General features: G+C 69.9%; 18 protein-coding genes and 1 pseudogene. 15 read left to right on the top strand and 4 right to left on the bottom strand.

Annotated elements, in window-relative coordinates; all coding sequences use genetic code 11:
* Positions 1-330 precede the first annotated feature (330 nt).
* A complete protein-coding gene (locus GEV10_27560) occupies positions 331-1,359 on the bottom strand; it encodes an NAD-dependent epimerase/dehydratase family protein (protein MQA82181.1) in 1,029 nt (342 codons plus the stop codon).
* A 102-nt stretch (positions 1,360-1,461) separates the two neighbouring features.
* On the opposite strand from GEV10_27560, the gene GEV10_27565 reads away from it, so the two are divergent.
* Positions 1,462-1,812 (top strand): hypothetical protein, encoded by a 351-nt coding sequence (locus tag GEV10_27565; protein ID MQA82182.1) that lies wholly within the window; start codon positions 1,462-1,464, stop codon positions 1,810-1,812.
* A 40-nt stretch (positions 1,813-1,852) separates the two neighbouring features.
* On the opposite strand, the gene GEV10_27570 is transcribed toward GEV10_27565, so the two are convergent.
* On the bottom strand, positions 1,853-2,053 hold the full coding sequence (locus GEV10_27570; protein MQA82183.1) for a hypothetical protein: 201 nt from the start codon (positions 2,051-2,053) through the stop codon (positions 1,853-1,855).
* Positions 2,044-2,565, bottom strand: a pseudogene (locus GEV10_27575) (hypothetical protein). The gene GEV10_27570 and the pseudogene GEV10_27575 overlap by 10 nt, the downstream one beginning before the upstream one ends.
* On the opposite strand from GEV10_27575, the gene GEV10_27580 reads away from it, so the two are divergent.
* From GEV10_27580 to GEV10_27640, 13 genes are read left to right on the top strand one after another with little or no spacing between them, the layout of a single operon-like run.
* Positions 2,516-3,205 carry an FCD domain-containing protein gene (locus tag GEV10_27580; GenBank protein ID MQA82184.1) on the top strand — a complete coding sequence of 230 codons (690 nt, stop codon included), beginning with the start codon at positions 2,516-2,518 and terminating at the stop codon, positions 3,203-3,205. The pseudogene GEV10_27575 and the gene GEV10_27580 overlap by 50 nt on opposite strands.
* A 51-nt stretch (positions 3,206-3,256) precedes the next feature.
* Positions 3,257-4,309 carry an LLM class flavin-dependent oxidoreductase gene (locus GEV10_27585; GenBank protein ID MQA82185.1) on the top strand — a complete coding sequence of 351 codons (1,053 nt, stop codon included), beginning with the start codon at positions 3,257-3,259 and terminating at the stop codon, positions 4,307-4,309.
* Positions 4,310-4,332: 23 nt separating this feature from the next.
* The gene (locus GEV10_27590; protein ID MQA82186.1) at positions 4,333-5,106 is read left to right on the top strand and encodes a carbon-nitrogen family hydrolase; all 774 of its coding nucleotides are present in this window, start codon (positions 4,333-4,335) and stop codon (positions 5,104-5,106) included.
* 12 nt (positions 5,107-5,118) lie between these two features.
* Positions 5,119-5,802: a DUF2848 domain-containing protein gene (locus GEV10_27595; protein ID MQA82187.1), complete on the top strand. Its 684-nt coding sequence runs from the start codon at positions 5,119-5,121 to the stop codon at positions 5,800-5,802.
* A 33-nt stretch (positions 5,803-5,835) separates the two neighbouring features.
* On the top strand, positions 5,836-6,189 hold the full coding sequence (locus tag GEV10_27600; GenBank protein MQA82188.1) for a cupin: 354 nt from the start codon (positions 5,836-5,838) through the stop codon (positions 6,187-6,189).
* On the top strand, positions 6,179-8,605 hold the full coding sequence (locus GEV10_27605) for a molybdopterin-dependent oxidoreductase (GenBank protein MQA82189.1): 2,427 nt from the start codon (positions 6,179-6,181) through the stop codon (positions 8,603-8,605). Before GEV10_27600 ends, GEV10_27605 begins: the two co-directional genes overlap by 11 nt.
* Entirely contained in the window at positions 8,602-9,468 is an 867-nt protein-coding gene (locus GEV10_27610; GenBank protein MQA82190.1) for a hypothetical protein, read from the top strand. Before GEV10_27605 ends, GEV10_27610 begins: the two co-directional genes overlap by 4 nt.
* On the top strand, positions 9,465-10,007 hold the full coding sequence (locus tag GEV10_27615; protein ID MQA82191.1) for a 2Fe-2S iron-sulfur cluster binding domain-containing protein: 543 nt from the start codon (positions 9,465-9,467) through the stop codon (positions 10,005-10,007). The genes GEV10_27610 and GEV10_27615 overlap by 4 nt, the downstream gene beginning before the upstream one ends.
* The gene (locus tag GEV10_27620; protein MQA82192.1) at positions 10,004-11,173 is read left to right on the top strand and encodes an ABC transporter substrate-binding protein; all 1,170 of its coding nucleotides are present in this window, start codon (positions 10,004-10,006) and stop codon (positions 11,171-11,173) included. The genes GEV10_27615 and GEV10_27620 overlap by 4 nt, the downstream gene beginning before the upstream one ends.
* 32 nt (positions 11,174-11,205) lie before the next feature.
* On the top strand, positions 11,206-12,135 hold the full coding sequence (locus tag GEV10_27625) for a branched-chain amino acid ABC transporter permease (GenBank protein ID MQA82193.1): 930 nt from the start codon (positions 11,206-11,208) through the stop codon (positions 12,133-12,135).
* A complete protein-coding gene (locus GEV10_27630) occupies positions 12,132-13,184 on the top strand; it encodes a branched-chain amino acid ABC transporter permease (protein MQA82194.1) in 1,053 nt (350 codons plus the stop codon). The genes GEV10_27625 and GEV10_27630 overlap by 4 nt, the downstream gene beginning before the upstream one ends.
* On the top strand, positions 13,181-13,984 hold the full coding sequence (locus GEV10_27635) for an ATP-binding cassette domain-containing protein (GenBank protein MQA82195.1): 804 nt from the start codon (positions 13,181-13,183) through the stop codon (positions 13,982-13,984). The genes GEV10_27630 and GEV10_27635 overlap by 4 nt, the downstream gene beginning before the upstream one ends.
* On the top strand, positions 13,981-14,709 hold the full coding sequence (locus tag GEV10_27640) for an ATP-binding cassette domain-containing protein (protein MQA82196.1): 729 nt from the start codon (positions 13,981-13,983) through the stop codon (positions 14,707-14,709). Before GEV10_27635 ends, GEV10_27640 begins: the two co-directional genes overlap by 4 nt.
* A 15-nt stretch (positions 14,710-14,724) precedes the next feature.
* Here the strand turns inward: GEV10_27640 and GEV10_27645 are convergent, their stop codons facing one another.
* Positions 14,725-15,456 (bottom strand): DUF2127 domain-containing protein, encoded by a 732-nt coding sequence (locus tag GEV10_27645; protein MQA82197.1) that lies wholly within the window; start codon positions 15,454-15,456, stop codon positions 14,725-14,727.
* A gap of 277 nt (positions 15,457-15,733) precedes the next feature.
* On the opposite strand from GEV10_27645, the gene GEV10_27650 reads away from it, so the two are divergent.
* Positions 15,734-16,936 carry a DUF222 domain-containing protein gene (locus GEV10_27650; GenBank protein MQA82198.1) on the top strand — a complete coding sequence of 401 codons (1,203 nt, stop codon included), beginning with the start codon at positions 15,734-15,736 and terminating at the stop codon, positions 16,934-16,936.
* Positions 16,937-17,003 lie beyond the last annotated feature (67 nt).

Below are 17,003 nucleotides of genomic sequence, written 5' to 3' on the forward strand. Positions count from 1 at the left end.
CACCAACCAGCCGGGACTATTCACCCACTGGCAACACGGTGCACTCCCCAGCGGCTCGACGACGGGAGCCGTGTGACGCGAGAGTGTCACGCACGGTTCTACGAGCGGCGGCGGGTGCAACTCCCGCCGCCGACTCACCACCGTTTGATCCACCGAGAACACTGGCGCATGGTGATGCACAACGGCGTCCCGCACTCGATCCCGCCACCCTGGATCGACCCCGAGCAGAAACCGCGCCGCAACCGGGTGCACGACCCACCGTCCTGGTGAGGTGTCAGTGCCAGGCGTCGCCGCGGCCACGCCAGCCACTGACAACTCCGCAAGAGGCCATCAACGCGTGCGGAGAGACCGGTCCTCGTGGGCGTAGTCGAAGGCGTCGGGGAAGTCGTCGGCGAGTCCGGCGGGCAGTCGTGCGCCGTCCGGCGCCATGGTGGCGGTGCGGGTCAGCCAGTCGATCGTGTCCACGACGGTCGCCTGGTAGTCCCCGACGGGCCGGTAGCCGAGTTCGGTGGCGGCACTGGTATCGAGGATGACCGGGGAGGGTGAATCCCACGGGTGCCAACCAAGGGAGGGGTCCGCATCGTCGTCGAGCAGGACCTGCTCCCACTCATGCGCGAGGTGTCGCGCGATGATCCTGGCGATGTCCGCTCCGTTGGGTGCATCCGGATCGGCGCAGTTCAGGATGCGCCGTCCGCCCTTGTGCGCGACCGTCTCGACGAGCGTGGCGATGTTGACCGCGGCGCTGGGGTGATCGACGCCCCGACCGCGGTGCGCGAGCAGCACCGACCGGCGGCGGTCGAGTACGCGCTTGACGAACACCCACTCACGGGGAGGGCGAGCGCCCTCGCCGTGAACCTTGGATGCACGCAGCACGGTCACCGGCAGGCCGCTGTCGAGCAGTATCTGCTCGGCGGCGACCTTGTTGGGGCCGTAGCCTTCCCGGCTGCGGAAGTCCATGTCCCCCGGGGCCTGCGTGGGTTGCGTCTCCGGAATCGGTCCGTCGTAGTGCGGCGGGTTATCGGAGTTGGCATGCCGACCAGCGGCATCGACGTAGACGGCCTTGCTGGAGAGCATCACTGTTGACGTCGCATTGCGGGCCAACGGAACCAACGTCTCTGCCTGCGCGCGGGTGAAGCACACGCAGTCGACCAGCAGGTCGGCTCCGCCCCCGAATGCTGCCGCCAGCGCGGTGGCGTCGTCGCGGTCCGCGGCGACGAATTCCGCCCCGGACGCGGCGAGATCAGCCGGCAGACGGGCTGCATCGCGTCCGACGACGTCGACCTCCCACCCGGTCGACACCAGTCGCCGACAGATCGCGCGACCGACCAACCCCGAACCGCCGATGACGAAGGCACGCATCCGGGCATCGTAGCCCGCTGCAAGTGGCGCGCAATCGCTGCGCAATCCGCCGACCGTGGGCTGGGGACGTTCATGATCACCGGACGACGAACGGGAGAAACGATGAAGATCGCCACCTTGTTCTCTGCGGTCGGTGCGTCTGCGGCTGTGCTTGCCGGTACGGTCGCGCTCGCTCCGCCTGCCATGGCGACCGAGCAGGTCAGTTGTGTCGGCGCGTGGGATGCCGTCGTGATCAGTTGGGCCATGGACGGCAGCAACAAGCTCTGCTACGAGGGCGCCGGAAACGCCGGGTTCGGCTCCGGCCTGCCGCAGTCGCAGTCGGTGGAGGCGGGGAAGTACTCGGGCTACGTCGTGGTGGACCTGCCGCAGGGCAACTTCCTGTTCGACTTCAAGCCCAACGAGACCGTCCACATCCCGTCGGGCGGCGAGATCGGATCGCTGCACATCGACTGAGCCGGTACCGACATGTCTGCGTACGGGAGGGGAGTGGGCGTCACACCGAACGACCGGCGAACGCCGCCAGGCGTTGGTACGCGTCTGCCCCCTGCGGCGCGGGCTGCTCCGATCCGAACGCCGGGCCGCGGTTGTCGTCGGTGAGGTTTGCCTGCATGAAGGCCAGGCCGTGTTCCGCGGGCGTCGGGTCCAGGGCGCCGGTGGAACGGTGCAACGCAGCGGCGAGGTCCCACGTGTGCACCGAGAGCTCTGCGCACTGCCAGTCGAGACCGACGCCCCCGCCGAGTCATCGTGCTCGTGCCACGCACTCAGCAGGTCTTCTGCGTGAGAGCGGAATGCGCCGGCGGGTTCGTGGCCGGCCGAGGGAGTCGGCGCCGACCAGTCGATCGACTCGCCGCGCATCATCGCGGCGAAGTTCACCGGCGCGGCGACGATGTGGTCGACCAGGTCCTGGACGGTCCACGCCTCGCACGGCGTGTGGTCGCTCATGGCTGCTGAGCGAACATCATCGAGAAGACCAGACAGCTGGTCCACGGCACTGCGGAGAACCGCAAGATCGTTGTCGCGCGTCACCCGGACAAGAGTACGTGTGCGTCGCCGACCTTGCTGATCCACCGACGCGGACGGGCGGAGCAGACTACAGTAAACTATGTCCCGGATGGGATCTGTTTCCGGCTCGACGGTGTGACGGAAGGGGGCGGCCGTGCCTGCTGCGCCTGCGCGTGGGCGAGGCGCCGCGCCACCCGAGACGATCGTCGACTACGTCACCGAGCAGATCCGTCGCAGGATCGTGTTGGGCAAGCTCGTCGCGGGCGAGCGGGTGCCGTTGTACGCGCTCGCCGAGGAGTTCGGCGTCAGTCGGGTTCCATTGCGTGAGGCGGTGCGCCAGCTCGAGGCCGAGGGGCTGCTCGACAACGTGCCGCGGCGCGGTGCGATCGTCCGCAGGTTGAACCGTCGTGACCTCGAGGACGCGTTCCGGGTGCTCAACGACATCGAGATCATCGCGGTGAAGCGCGCCGCCCGCGCCTCCGACGCGGCCGTCATCGCCGACATGCGGTACTGGTCCGAGCGCATGCACGGGCTCGGCGAGGAGGGCATCTCCGAGGACATGCTCGAGGCGCACCGGGCGTTCCACTTCGCGCTGTTCGACGCCGCGGGCGACGGCATCCTGCTGCGCCACCTGAAGATGCTGTGGCACACCTGTGAGCGCTACGTCATGCACGGCATGCCCGACCACGAGCGGCAGAAGAGTGCGCAGCACGAGCACCTCACGCTGATCGATCTCGTCGAGGCGGGGGACGCCACGGGGGCGTCGAAGCTGCTCGAGCAGCACCTGAAGAACAGCCTGAAGTTCGCGCTGAGCAAGCTCGAGGAGCCCGCGGCGAGCCGCTGAGCCCGAGCCCGACCTTCCGCCCCCTGTCCCACCTCACTCACGGTCAGGGTCTTGTGTAGGCAACTGAATACTAATTACTGTTGCCTATCTGGAGGTGGACGCGTGAGCGTGAAGATCGGCATCTGGGTCCCGTCGTACGCCTGGAACCTCGCGGACGGCGAGGAGCAGGCGCGCAGGGTCAAGCGGCTCAAGGAGTACATCGTCCGGTGTGAGGAGCTCGGGTTCGACGTCTGGGACATCGACCACCTGCTCACCGCACCCGGGCTCTACGGCAACGCGTGGCTGGAGCCGCTGTCGGTGCTCACGTACGCGGCGGCGCTCACCGAGCGCGCGAAGCTCGGCACCGGAATCCTGGTGGCGCCGCTCCGCAATCCCGTGCTGCTGGCGAAGGAGATCGCGACGCTCGGGCAGCTCTCCAACGAGCGCTACATCTTCGGCGTCGGCCCGGGGTGGGACCCGAAGGAGTTCGAGTCGGTCGGCACGCACATCTCCGAGCGCGGACGGCGGACGGACGAGATCATCGCGGCGGTGTACGAGCTGCTCACCAAGGAGTCGGCGAGCTTCGAGGGCGAGTTCTACTCGTTCCACGACGTCACCATCGAGCCGCGGCTCACCAGCTACCCGGAGCTGTGGGTGTCCGGCGGCAGCCGAGTGCCGGATCCGAACTTCCACGACCGCGACTTCATGCCGAAGTCCGTGCTCAACCGCATCGCGAAGGCCGACGCGTGGCTGTCCCGTTGCTCGGGCACGCAGGAGCGGCTGCTGAGCGACTGGCAGACCGTGCAGGACCACGTCGAGTCGACCGGCAAGCCGCGCGACGCCGTGCGGTTCGCCCACTGCAACTTCATCCAGATGAGTCCGGGGAAGACCCGTGCCGCGGCGCTGGAGGAGCAGCACGAGCACGCGGTGCGTGCGTTCGGCACCCACCGCAGCTACGAGCACCTGCAGGAGTGCTACCTGCTTGGTGAGGTCGACCACCAGCTGGGGCGCCTGAAGGAGCTCGCCGAGCACGGCATGGACTACGTCGTCCTCGGTCCGCTCACCGACGACCTCGAGCAGCTCGACTTCATCGCCGAGCACATCCAGCCCGAGCTCAACCGTTAGCGTCGACGTCGAGGAGACCGACCATGCGCATCGCGGCCATCCAGCTGCTGGTCGACGACGGGCCGCCGGCCGACCGGCTCGAGGCGGCGCTCGAAGCGGTGCGTGCGGAGGCGTGGCGCGGTGCCGACCTGATCGTGCTGCCGGAGATGTGGCTGCCCGGCTTCTTCGCGTTCGACGCCTACGCGTCGGTGGCCGAACGGCTCGACGGTCCGACGGTCTCCATGCTGTCGAAGACCGCTGCCGAGACCGGGGTTCCGCTGTGCGCCGGCAGCATCGTCGAGCAGTCGGCGGAGGGCCTGCACAACACGACGGTTCTCTTCGGCGGCGACGGCGCGCTCGTCGCGAGCTACCGCAAGGTGCATCTCTTCGGCTACGGATCGCGCGAGCCGGAGGTGCTCACCCGTGGCACTGAGGTCGTGACGTGTGACCTCGACGGCGTACGCCTCGGGCTGTCGACGTGCTACGACGTACGCTTCCCCGAGCTGTACCGCGACGCGGTCGGCCAGGGCGCGGAGCTGTTCGTCGTCGTGGCGGGCTGGCCGTTCCCGCGGGTGGACGCGTGGCGCTGCCTCGCCAGGGCCAGGGCGATCGAGAACCAGGCCGCCGTGGTCGGCTGCAACGCGTCCGGCCGGCAGGGCAACGGCATCTACGCGGGCACGTCGCTCGCGTTCAACGCCTGGGGCACGCCGCTGGGCGAACTGGACGACCGGCCGGGCGTCCTGCGAGTCGAGGTCGACGCCGACGAGATCCGGTCGGCGCGAGCAGACTTCCCCGCCCTGCGCGACCGGGTGCTGTGAGGAGGGAGACCGATGCGGTTCACCGTGCAATCGCGGTCCGGAGAGCGTGAGGTCGAGCCGGACCTCAGGTACGTCCTGCTCGCCGGGTACACCGGCCGCGACCAGGAGGCGGTCCGTGCGCATATCGCCGAGCTCGCCGACCACGGCGTCGCCGCGCCCGGCACCGTGCCGGCGGTCTATGCGGTGCCGGCGACGCGGCTCGTACCGGCAGGACACCTCACCGTGCACGGGGAGCGGACCGCGGGCGAAGCCGAGTTCCTGATCCTCGACGACCACGGTGAGCTGCTGATCGGACTCTGCTCCGACCACACCGACCGCGAGCTCGAGGAGCACTCCGTCGTCAAGTCCAAGCAGACCTGCGACAAGCCCGCCTGCCCGACGCTGTGGGAGTTCGCGGAGCTCGAGGACCACTGGGACGACCTGCGGCTGCGCGCCGAGGTGCGTACCGGCGACGGCTGGGCCGTGTACCAGGAGGGCGTACTCGGCAGCCTGCTCACACCGGAACGGATCCTGGCCGTGGTCGGTGACCACGTCGGATCGCTGAAGGACGTCGCCGTCTTCTCCGGCACGCTCCCGCTCGTCGGCGGGGAGTTCAGGTACGGTCCGGGGTTCCGGGCGACTCTCGACGACCCGGTGCTCGGCCGGCAGCTCACGTGCGAGTACACCGTGGAGGAGCTGCCGGACATCGGGTCGTAGCCGAGGCCACAGTCACAACCTGGAGGACAGCTCATGCCCAAGCCCGAGATGGAGTTCTGGGACCCCTTCACCGCCGACGACGCGAAGTGGGAACCGATCGACGGAGTGCCAGGCCTGGCCGAGTACGTCCTCGCGAAGGACGACGACACCGGCTCGGTGACCCGGCTGCTCCGCTTCGACCCCGGCTGCGACTCCAGCCCGATGGGCGTGCAGCGGCACGACTTCTGGGAGGAGGTCCTGATCTACAGCGGGGCGATCCACGACCTCGAGCTCGACCAGACCTTCTCCGCGGGGCAGTACGCGTGCCGGCCACCGGGCATGGCGCACGGTCCCTGGGTGGCGCCGGACGGATGCGTCACCTTCGAGGTACGCACGTATGAGCGTTGACCGACTGTCCGCAGTACCGACCCCGCGCGGGGTCGGTGCACGCGTGCAGCGCAACGAGGACCGCCGGCACCTGCACGGCCGCGGTACGTTCCTCGCCGACATCGCGATGCCCGGCACCCGCGACGTCACGTTCGTCAGGAGTCCCGTCGCGCACGGCAGGCTCGCGAGCGTGTCGCCGCCCGACGGCATCGGACCCGGTGAGTTCTGGACGGCCGACGAGCTCACCGGTCTCGCGGGCCCGATCGTGGCCGACGCGCGCCACCCGGCGTGGCGCCCGTCGGAGTATCCGTTGCTGGCCAAGGGGAAGGTGCGCTTCGTCGGCGAGCCGGTAGCGGCGGTCGTCGCCGACGATCGCGCGCTCGCCGAGGATCTCGCCGAGCAGGTCGACGTCGCGATCGAGGATCTGCCCGCGCTCGTCGACCCGGTCCTCGCCCTCGCGCCCGAGGCGGCCCTTGTCCACGACCACTGGCCGGACAACCGGTTCCTCGAGCTGACCGCCGACCTCGGCGACGTCGACGAGGCGAAGGAGCGTGCGGCCGTCAGCGTCACGCGCTACTACCAGATGGGCCGGCACAGCGGCATCCCGATGGAGACGCGCGGCGCGCTCGCGTACTACGACCACCGGCTCGACCAGCTCGTCGTGCACTGCTCGACACAGGTGCCGCACCTGCTCCGAACGGCGCTCGCCGAGGTGCTCGGCATCGCGGAACGGCGCCTGCGGGTCGTCGCTCCCGACGTCGGCGGCGGCTTCGGCATCAAGTGCAACCTCGATCCCGAGGTCGCGGTCGTGTGCGCGATCGCGCTGAGCGTGCCGCATCCGGTGCGCTGGGTCGAGGACCGCTGGGAGCACTTCGTCGGCGCCATCCACGCGCGTGACCACAGGTACCGGATCACCGCGCACGCGGCCGCGGACGGTGAGCTGCTCGCGGTCGAGGCCGACGTGCTCGTCGACGTGGGCGCCTACTCGGTCTGGCCGTGGACGGCCGCCATGGAGGCGGGCATGTCCGCGGGCATGATCCCCGGGCCCTACCGGCTGCGCAACTACCGGTTCACGTCGACGACCGTCGCGACGAACAAGCCGCCGCTCGGTCCGTACCGCGGCGTCGCACGACCGGGCGCCTGCTTCGCGATCGAGCGCACCATCGACGAGCTTGCGCTCGAGCTCGGCATCGAGCCGCACGCGATGAGGCTGCGCAACCTCGTCGTGCCCGGCGAGTTCCCGTACACGTCCGTCACCGGACGCGTCTACGACAGCGGCGACTATCCCGAGTCGGTGCGCCGCGCCGTCACGCTCGCCGACCACGACGGCGTCCGCACCCGGCAGCGTTCGGACGAGTACGCGAACGGGCGGCGGCGCACCGGCGTCGGCTACGCCACGTTCACCGAGCAGACCGCACACGGCACCAAGGAATGGGCGCAGCGCGGCCTGCCGGTGGTCTTCGGCTTCGAGCAGGTGCGCGCGTCGATGGACCCCTCGGGCAGCCTGACGCTCAGCACGGGCATCCAGTCGCACGGTCAGGGCCTCGAGACGAGCCTCGCCCAGATCGCCCACGACCTCACCGGCATCGATCCCGCCGAGGTCAGCGTCCGGCACGGTGACACCGACACCGCGCCGTACGGCATGGGCACCTTCGCGTCGCGCAGCATGGTCATGGCCGGCGGGGCGGCGCACGGCGCGTGCGGCGAGCTGGCCGACAAGGTCCGGGCGGTCGCCGGCGCGCTGATGGGATGCGACGCGAAGGACGTCGAGCTGCGCGACGGCAAGGCCGAGGGACCCGAGTCGACGCTGACGCTCGCCGAGGTCGCCAACGCCGCATACCTGCGCACCGACCTGCTGCCCGGCGACATGCCACCCGTGCTCGACGTGACGTTCGCGTACCAGCCGTCCGTTGACACTGGAACGTACTCGTACGCGACGCACGCCGCGGTCGTGGAGGTCGACCTCGACGACGGCGGGGTGCGGCTGCTCGACTACGTGGTCGTCGAGGACTGCGGCACCGTGGTCAACCCGTTGATCGTCGACGGCCAGGTCCTCGGCGGCGTCACGCAGGGGATCGGCACCGCGCTGCTCGAGGAGTTCACCTACGACGAGCTCGGTCAGCCCAAGGTCACGACGTTCATGGACTACCTGCTGCCCGGTGCCACGGAGGTGCCGGACATCAGGATCGACCACCTCGAGACGCCGTCGCCGTTCACCACGCTCGGCATGAAGGGCATGGGGGAGGGCGGCGCCATCGCCCCCGCGGCCGCGATCGCCAACGCCGTCACCGACGCGCTGCGCGCCGAGGGCATCGCCGTCAACCGCACGCCGATCACGCCGGCCAGGCTCTGGCGGGCGTGCCGGGAGCGACCGGCGCGCGACGCGCGTACCGACGGGCTCACCGACTCCGCGCCGTGGCCGGGTGGTGCGTCGTGAAGCCGCCACCGTTCGAGTTCCGCCGTCCCGGCACCGTCGACGAGACGGTGGCGCTGCTTGCCGAGCACGGCGACGAGGCGAAGGTACTCGCCGGCGGCCAGAGCCTGATGCCGCTGCTCAACATGCGGCTCGCGGTCCCGTCCGTCGTCGTCGACGTCGGCAGGCTCGGCGAGCTGCGCGAGGTCGCCGAGACCGCGGCGGGCGCGACCAGGTACGGCGCGCGTGTCGTGCACAGCGACGTCGAGGACGGCGTGGTGACCGACCGCACCGGAGGACTGTTGCGGACGGCCGCGGCCGGCATCGGCTACCGCGCCATCCGCAACCGCGGGACGCTGGGCGGCAGCCTCGCCCACTCGGACGCGTCGGCGGAATGGCCCGTCGTGATGGCCGCCCTCGACGCGACCGTCGTCGCGCGCTCGCCTCGTGGCGAGCGCAGCGTGCCGTGCCGTGAGTTCGTCCAGGGTTACTTCACCAACGCGCTCGACGACGACGAGCTGCTCGTCGCAGTCGACGTGCCGACCCTGCGCGACACGTGCCGATGGGGCATGCACAAGGCAGCGCGCAAGCCCGGGGAGTTCGCGGAGTCGCTCGCGGTCGTCGTCGCCGAGCTGGACGGCGACGGCGCGGTGCTGCGAGCCGACGCGTGGCTGGGTGCGGCGCGTGATGTGCCGGTCCGCCTCACCGCCGTCGAGGAGGCGCTGGTCGGCCGCCGGGTCGACGAGGTCGCCGCACCGGACGTCACCGCGCTCGTCATCGACCAGCTCGGCGAGCCGGCCGACCCCGAGGAGCGGTACGGCGTGCACCTGCACGGCGTCACGGTCGGCCGGGCGGTCACCGATCTCGGGCTGGAGGCGAAACAGTGAACGGCTCTGTCACCTCATCGGTCACGGTGAACGGCGTGCCACGGACCTGGACGCTGCCCGCCCGTACGTCGCTCGCGGACGCGCTGCGCGACTCGCTCGGGCTCACCGGCACCAGGCTCGGCTGCGAGCACGGCGTCTGCGGTGCCTGCACCGTCGTCATCGACGGCCGGCCGGCGCGGTCGTGCCTGACGCTCGCCGCCGCGTGCGACGGCGGCGACGTGCGCACCGTCGAAGGGCTGGCGGGGCGGACCGTCGACGCGTTGCGCACGGCGTTCAGCGCCGAGCACGGGCTGCAGTGCGGGTTCTGCACCTCGGGGATGCTCGTCACCGGCTGCGACATCGTCGACCGCCGCCGAGAGCTGGCGGCCGACGGCGAGCTCTCCGGCGAGGTCGTTCGCGGCGAGCTGGCCGGAAACCTCTGTCGCTGCACCGGATACGTAGGGATCGTGCGCGCGGTCGTACGCGCCGCCAAAGATGTGGATGCACAGGACGTGGAAGCGCAACAGCGGGGGCCAATCCCTGAGGAGGGGTCGCCATGACCAGGAAGCGCGCAGTCGTCGGGTTCGCCGCGCTGGCACTCGCCATGAGCGCGTGCTCGCTGAACACCGGTGGCACGCAGGAGGAGGACTCGAAGGACCTCGCCTGCGGCGACGTCAAGCTGGCGTACATCGGACCGCTGACCGGAGCGAGTCAGACGTTCGGCACCACCGCGTTCGACGGGGTGAAGCTCGCCCGCAAGGACTTCGAGAAGAAGAACCCCGACTGCAAGATCGCGGGCATCGAACGCTTCGACACCCAGGGCGACCCGGGTCAGGCGCCCGCCCTGACGCAGAAGGCGGTCGGCAACGAGGACATCGTCGGGGTCGTCGGTCCGGGATTCTCCGGCGAGGTGAAGGCGGCGCTGCCGATCCTCGACGAGGCAGGCGTGCCGTCGATCACGTCGTCGGCGACGAACGCGGACCTGTCCAAGCAGGGATGGAAGGTCTTCCACCGCACCGTCGGCAACGACGACGTCGAGACCACCGGACTCGTCGACTACCTCGTCGACGACCAGGAGATCAAGACGGTCGCCGTCGTCGACAACGGCCAGGCGTACGGCAAGGGCAGCGCCGACCTCTTCATCGGCAAGATCAAGAAGAAGGGCGTCAAGGTCGTCCTCAATGACTCGGTCGACGCCGCCAACCAGGACTACTCGTCCACGGTCATCGCCGTGAACGCCAAGAAGCCCGACGCCGTCTTCTGCGGCTGCCTCTACCCGGAGGCCGGGCGCATCGTGAAGCAGCTGCGCAGCGCCAACTCCAAGGCGACGTTCGTGAGTCCCGCGGGCGCGTACTCGCCCGACTTCATCAAGGACGCCGGCGCGTCGTCCGCGGAGGGCGCGTACGTCTCGGCCGCGTCCGCACCGATCGGGAAGTTCCCCGGCTACGAGAAGTTCGCGGCGGCGTGGGAGAAGGAGTACGACACGGTGCCTGACGTCTACTCGCCCGAGGCGTACGACGCGGCGACCGCGTACCTGACGGCGATCAAGGAAGGCAACAGGACACGGTCGTCGATCAACACCTGGCTCGACAAGGCGGACTTCGACGGCCTCAGCGGCCGCATCCGCTTCTCCGACGGCGGCGACGTCGACCGTGACGAGGTGACCATCTACCGGGTCGAGGACGGCAAGTTCAAGGTCATCGCCCAGGTCCCCGTGGCGAGCTGACCGACCGGTAAACCGGAGACCGGGAGACACTCATGGGGCAGATCTGGCCCGCGACCGTCGCGGGGCTCGTGTTCGGTTCCATCTACGCCCTGATGGCGCTGGGTTACACGTTGATCTACCGCGTGATCAACGTGATCAACTTCGCCCACGCCGAGACGTTCATGGTGGGCACGTTCGGCACGCTCTTCGCGGTGCAGTGGATCCTGCCGGGCGACGACGCCGTCCAGCGGGGGCTCATGGGTGCGCTCGTCCTGCTGCTCGTGCTGGTGATCGCGGTGGTGTTCGCGGCAGTGACGTCGGTCGGGCTCGAGCTCGCGGTCTTCCGCCCCATCAGGCAACGCGGCGGCGGGCCGGGACCGACGATGATCATCGCGATCGCGGCGTCGCTGTTCCTGCAGGAGGTCTTCGGCCTGTGGCGGGGTCGCGACCTCGAGGCGATCCCGCGGGTCATCGGCCACACCGCATGGTTCGAGCTGTTCGGGGTCTCGGTGTCGGTGGCGCAACTGCTCGTCGTCGTGGTGGCGCTGCTCGTCGCGCTCGGCGCCGACCGCTTCGTCAACTCGACGCAGCTCGGCGCGGCCATCAGGGCGACGGCGCAGGACCGCGACACGGCGACGCTGATGGGCGTCAACACCGGTCGCGTCATCCTGTTGACGTTCGTGATCGCGGGGATGACGGCCGGAGTGGGCGCGACCCTCTTCATGATGCTCTACGAGAACACGTACTACTTCATCGGCTTCATGATCGGGATCAAGGGGTTCACGGCCGCGCTGCTCGGCGGGATGGGCAACGTACGCGGCGCGATCGTCGGCGGCTACCTCGTCGGCGTGTTCGAGAACTACGGGGCGATCGCGTTCGGCGCCGAGTGGAAGGACACCGTCGTCGTCGCGATGCTCGTGATCATCCTGCTGGTGCGCCCGACGGGCGTGCTCGGCACCCGCCTCCAGACGGTGCGGGTGTGAGCGGCATGAGCTCGATGCTGTCGCCCGTCACGCGGCTGCTGCGCCGTGGCTCGCTCTGGTCGTCGCTGCCCCTGCCGGTCAAGGTGCCGGCGGTGGTGCTCGGGATCGGCTTCCTCTACCTGCTGCCGATGATGGTCATCCCGGTGCTCGACACGGCGGGCTCGGACTTCGCGAGCGTGCTGTTCTACCCCGTCGGCATCTACGTCCTGATGGCGCTCGGCCTCAACGTCCTCGTCGGGATGACCGGCCTCATCAACGTCGGCTACGCCGGGTTCTTCGCGGTCGGCGGCTACCTGATGGCCGTGCTCGGCACCGAGTTCGGCTGGTCGTACTACGCCATCACGCCGCTCGCCGCCGTGGCCGGCGCGCTCGCGGGGCTGCTGCTCGGTCTGCCCGCGATCCGGCTGCGTGGCGACTACCTCGCCGTCGTCACGCTGGGCTTCGGCAAGATCGTCCAGGAGATCGCCAAGAACACCAAGGAGCTCGGCGGACCGAGTGGCATCAGCGGGATCCCGCACCCGGGCGCCGTCGGGCCGCTGTCGTTCGGGTACGTCGATCCGCGGCCGTACGGGTGGCTGCTGATCACGATCATCCTGATCGTGCTCCTCGGCGTGCACCTGCTCAACCGCAGCCGCGTCGGCCGGGCCTGGAACGCCACGCGCGAGGACGAGGACGCCGCGGAGTTCATGGGCGTGCCGACGCTGCGGTTCAAGCTCCTCGCGCTCGCGCTGTCGTCGGCGATCGGTGCCGTCGCGGGCTCGACGTACGCGGCGAAGGTCGGGTTCGTCTCGCCCGACAACTTCCCGCTCCTGCTCTCCGTGCTGATCCTCGTCGCCGTCATCCTCGGCGGTGCGGGGAGCGCGGCGGGTGTCGTCGTGGGTGCGGTGCTCGTCGGGTACCTGCCGGAGCGGTTCAGGGTCGTCTCCGACTACCGCGTCCTGCTCTTCTCCGCGGCCGTCATCGTGCTGCTGATCTGGCGGCCGCAGGGTCTCTTCGTCCGCAGCGGTCGCCGCCGGAGTGACCCCGACGACGAACCGGAGCCGACATGAGCGTGGGTCAGGAGGCGCAGCCGCTGCTCGACGTGCGCAACGCCACCATGTCCTTCGGCGGCGTGACGGCCCTGAAGGACGTCTCGCTGTCGATCGACACCGGCAGGATCGTCGGCCTGATCGGCCCCAACGGTGCGGGGAAGACGACGCTGTTCAACCTGGTGAGCGGCTACCACCGCCCCACCGGCGGCGAGATCGTCTTCGCCGGCCGCTCGCTGCCCGGCACGAGCAGGCACCGCATCACCAGGCTCGGCATCGCGAGGACGTTCCAGAACCTGCGTGTCTTCGACCGGATGACCGCGCGGGAGAACGTCCTCGTCGGTGCCGACGCGCATCACCGCACCGGGTTCCTCAACGCCGTCCTGCGGCTGCCGCGGCACCGCAGGGAGGAGAGGCAGGGCCGCGCGTTGGCCGACGAGCTGCTGGAGATGGTGGGCCTGGCCGACCGCGCCGACGAGCTGGCCGCGAACCTCTCGTACGGCGAGCAGCGCCGGCTGGAGATCGTCCGCGCACTGGCCACGGGGCCCAGACTGCTGCTGCTCGACGAGCCCGCCGCGGGCTCCAACCCGGTGGAGAAGGAACGCCTCGCCGAGCTCATCCGCGACATCCGCGAGCGGGGCCACACGATCGTCGTGATCGAGCACGACATGGGGATGGTGATGGACGTGTGCGACGAGATCACCGTCCTCGACTTCGGTGTGGTGATCGCCCGTGGCACCCCGGCCGAGATCCAGCGCGACCCCGCGGTCATCGAGGCGTACCTCGGCTCCGGTCAGGCCGCGAAGGAGGCGCAGTCATGAGTGCCCGGCTCGAGCTGACCGACCTCCAGGTCGCGCACGGCAAGGTGCGCGCGCTGCGGGGCGTCAGCCTGACCGTCGAGCCCGGCGAGATCGTCGCCCTCATCGGGGCGAACGGCGCGGGCAAGACGAGCACGCTGCGCGCCGTCTCCGGACTCGCGCGCGTCCGGCGCGGGTCGATCAGCTTCGACGGCAGGGACATCACCCGCACTCCGGGGCACCGGATCGTCGGCATGGGACTGTCGCACGTGCCGGAGCGCCGCCGGATCTTCCCCGCGATGACGGTGCTGGAGAACCTCCGCCTTGGCGGCTTCCTGCGAGGCCGCAGGGACGGCACGATGGCCGCCGACGTCGAACGGATCTTCGAGCTGTTCCCGCGCCTCGCCGAACGCCGCGGCCAGCTCGGCGGCACGCTGTCGGGAGGGGAGCAGCAGATGCTCGCCATCGGCAGGGCGCTGATGTCGAAGCCGCGGATGCTGCTGCTCGACGAGCCCTCGATGGGCCTCGCGCCGATGATGGTCGAGCAGATCTTCTCCATCGTCGCCGACATCAACGCCCGCGACGTCACCGTGCTGCTCGTCGAGCAGAACGCCGCGCACGCGCTCTCGATGGCGCACCGCGCGTACGTCCTCGAGACCGGCAGGATCGTGCACTCGGGATCGGGTGCGGAGCTGTTGCACGACGACTCGGTGCGGCGCTCGTACCTCGGCGTGCGTACCGCGGGCTGACCGCTCGTCCCGCCGTCAGGTGGTGAGGATCGCCTCGGACCGTCGCTCCCGCTCGTACGCGGGACCGCCGCCGCGGAAGCCGAAGAGACGTTTCGACCAGACGATGTAGAGCACGACCGCGACGTTGAGCACCAGCGCGACGATACGCAACGCGGTCTGCTGCCGGACGAGCTCGTAGACCTCGAACGGGACGAACGCCGCGGTGGCGACGACGGCGAAGTACTCGCCCCAGCGCCTGAGCAGCCACAGGCCGACGCCCTCGGTCACGACGGTCGCTGCGTATCCGACGAGCACGATCGCGACGACCAGCAGCGTGGTCTGGCTGATGTCGAGGAGATGGCGTGCCTCCAGGACCAGGGCGGAGTCGGTGAGCTGCCAGCCGAGCTCGTCGGCGAGCGGCCGCAGTAGCGGGAGGTTCTCCTCGAACGCCCGGCGGAGCTCCGGCCGCTCACCGCGGAACGTCCAGACCGCGTACGCGGCACCGAGCATGACCAGGCCGCGCAACGCGCGTTCGACGGCGAGAACGCGCAGGAGGATCGCGTCGCGCAGCTCGCGGCCGCGACGGACGGCCGGGGCGGTCGCCGCAGGCCCGTTCCGCTGTGCCGGGCCGGGGACGTAGGTGCCGCATCGCAGGCAGCGCCAGGCGTCGCCCGTGGCGGTGTGTGCTCGCAGGCGTGCGTGCAGGTGTGGCTCGTCCGGCGCGTACGTCACGTGCGAGCGCCAGCATCCGAGCACGCTCCAGTCCACTTGTTGAGGGTAGCGCTGGTCTCTGAGGCGCTGCCTCTCGTGGGCCGCTGCCTCACCCCTTCTTTGAGTGTTGGGGTCGGGCGGTGGGTGTCAAGAATCCGCACGGCCGTTGCTTCGTGGTGCGGTGGTCTGGCGGAGTCTTGACACCCACCGCCCGACCCGAAAAGCGCGCGTCTACGGGGTGAGGCAGCTCTGTGGCTGCCTCACTTCCCGGTCCGTCTGCGGTGACCGTTGATTCACGGAAACCGTTGCTGCGTAAGGGAATCCGGCCTATCGGATGCCTTCTGATTGTGGTAGACTCGAACACATGTTCGACATCGAGGAGCTGGACCAGGTCGAGGCACTCCCCGCCTCCGGCACCACCCACGCCGCCCTCGACACCGTCGACCTCGCTACCGCGCCAGCGGAGATCGCCCTCGCCGTGCTCGCTGCCTATGAGCGGTGTCTCGCCGCCGCGCAGGCCCGGCAGTTCGCCGCGCTCGCCCGCCTGGACCAGCTCCGCGAAGTCAGCAAGGACGACTTCACCCGCGAAGAGGTCGCGGCGGTGCTGCGGATCGCGACCGGCACCGCCGCGGACCGGCTTACGGTCTCCCGGATCACCTGTGACCGGCTCCCCACGACTCAGAAGCTGTTCGCCGCCGGGGAACTCACCGCGATGCACGTCCGGATCCTCGCCGACGCCGTCGAACACCTCGACCCCTCCACCACGGCGCTGGTGGAGGAGTACGCGCTGCGGTGCCCCGACCTACCGGTCGGACAGTTCCGCGGCCGCATCAACCACGCCGTCGCCAAGTTCGACCCCACCGGCGCGGAAGAACACAAGGACCGCGCCTTCGAGGACCGGACCCTGTGGCACCGCCCCGACCCCGGCGAAACCGGGGTCCTCGTCCTACGTGGACCCGCGGAACAGACCACCACCGTCTTCAACCTGGTCGACGACCTCGCGCGGAAACAGATCCCCGGCGATGACCGGACGCTGGAGCAGCGACGGTTCGACGCATTCACCGACCTCGTCCTCGACGACCACGTCCGCAGCAACGTCACCACCGTGGTCGAGGTGACCGTCCCGGTCGACACCCTCCAGGGCGGTGACACTCCCGGGGAGCTGCGGGGTTATGGGTCGGTGTCGGCGTCCACCGCACGTGCCCTCGCCACCGGTGAGCGGGTCTCGTGGCGGCGCCTCGCCTACGACAAGGACACCGGAGTCCTCGCCGCCGTCGGGGACACGACGTTCCGGGCCGGGGATCTCGCCGGACTGTTCGCCGCGCCGGTGGAGGCGCCGCCGGCCGCCGAACCCCGATACACGCCTAGCGCCCGGCTCGCCCGCTACGTCAAGGCCAGGGACGTGACCTGCCGGTTCCCCGGCTGCACCCGCAAAGCCCGCCGCACCGAAACCGACCACACCATCCCCTGGGCCAAGGGCGGACCGACCTCGGTGCCGAACCTGCACTGCCTCTGTAAGAGACACCGTGTGTCCTGAAGATGATTGTGAGGTTCTGATGTAGAAGCTGGAATGCTCGTGATTGTCGTGCTGTGCTGGAGATGAA

It is taken from the genome of Streptosporangiales bacterium, assembly GCA_009379955.1.
Lineage (GTDB): Bacteria > Actinomycetota > Actinomycetes > Streptosporangiales > WHST01 > WHST01.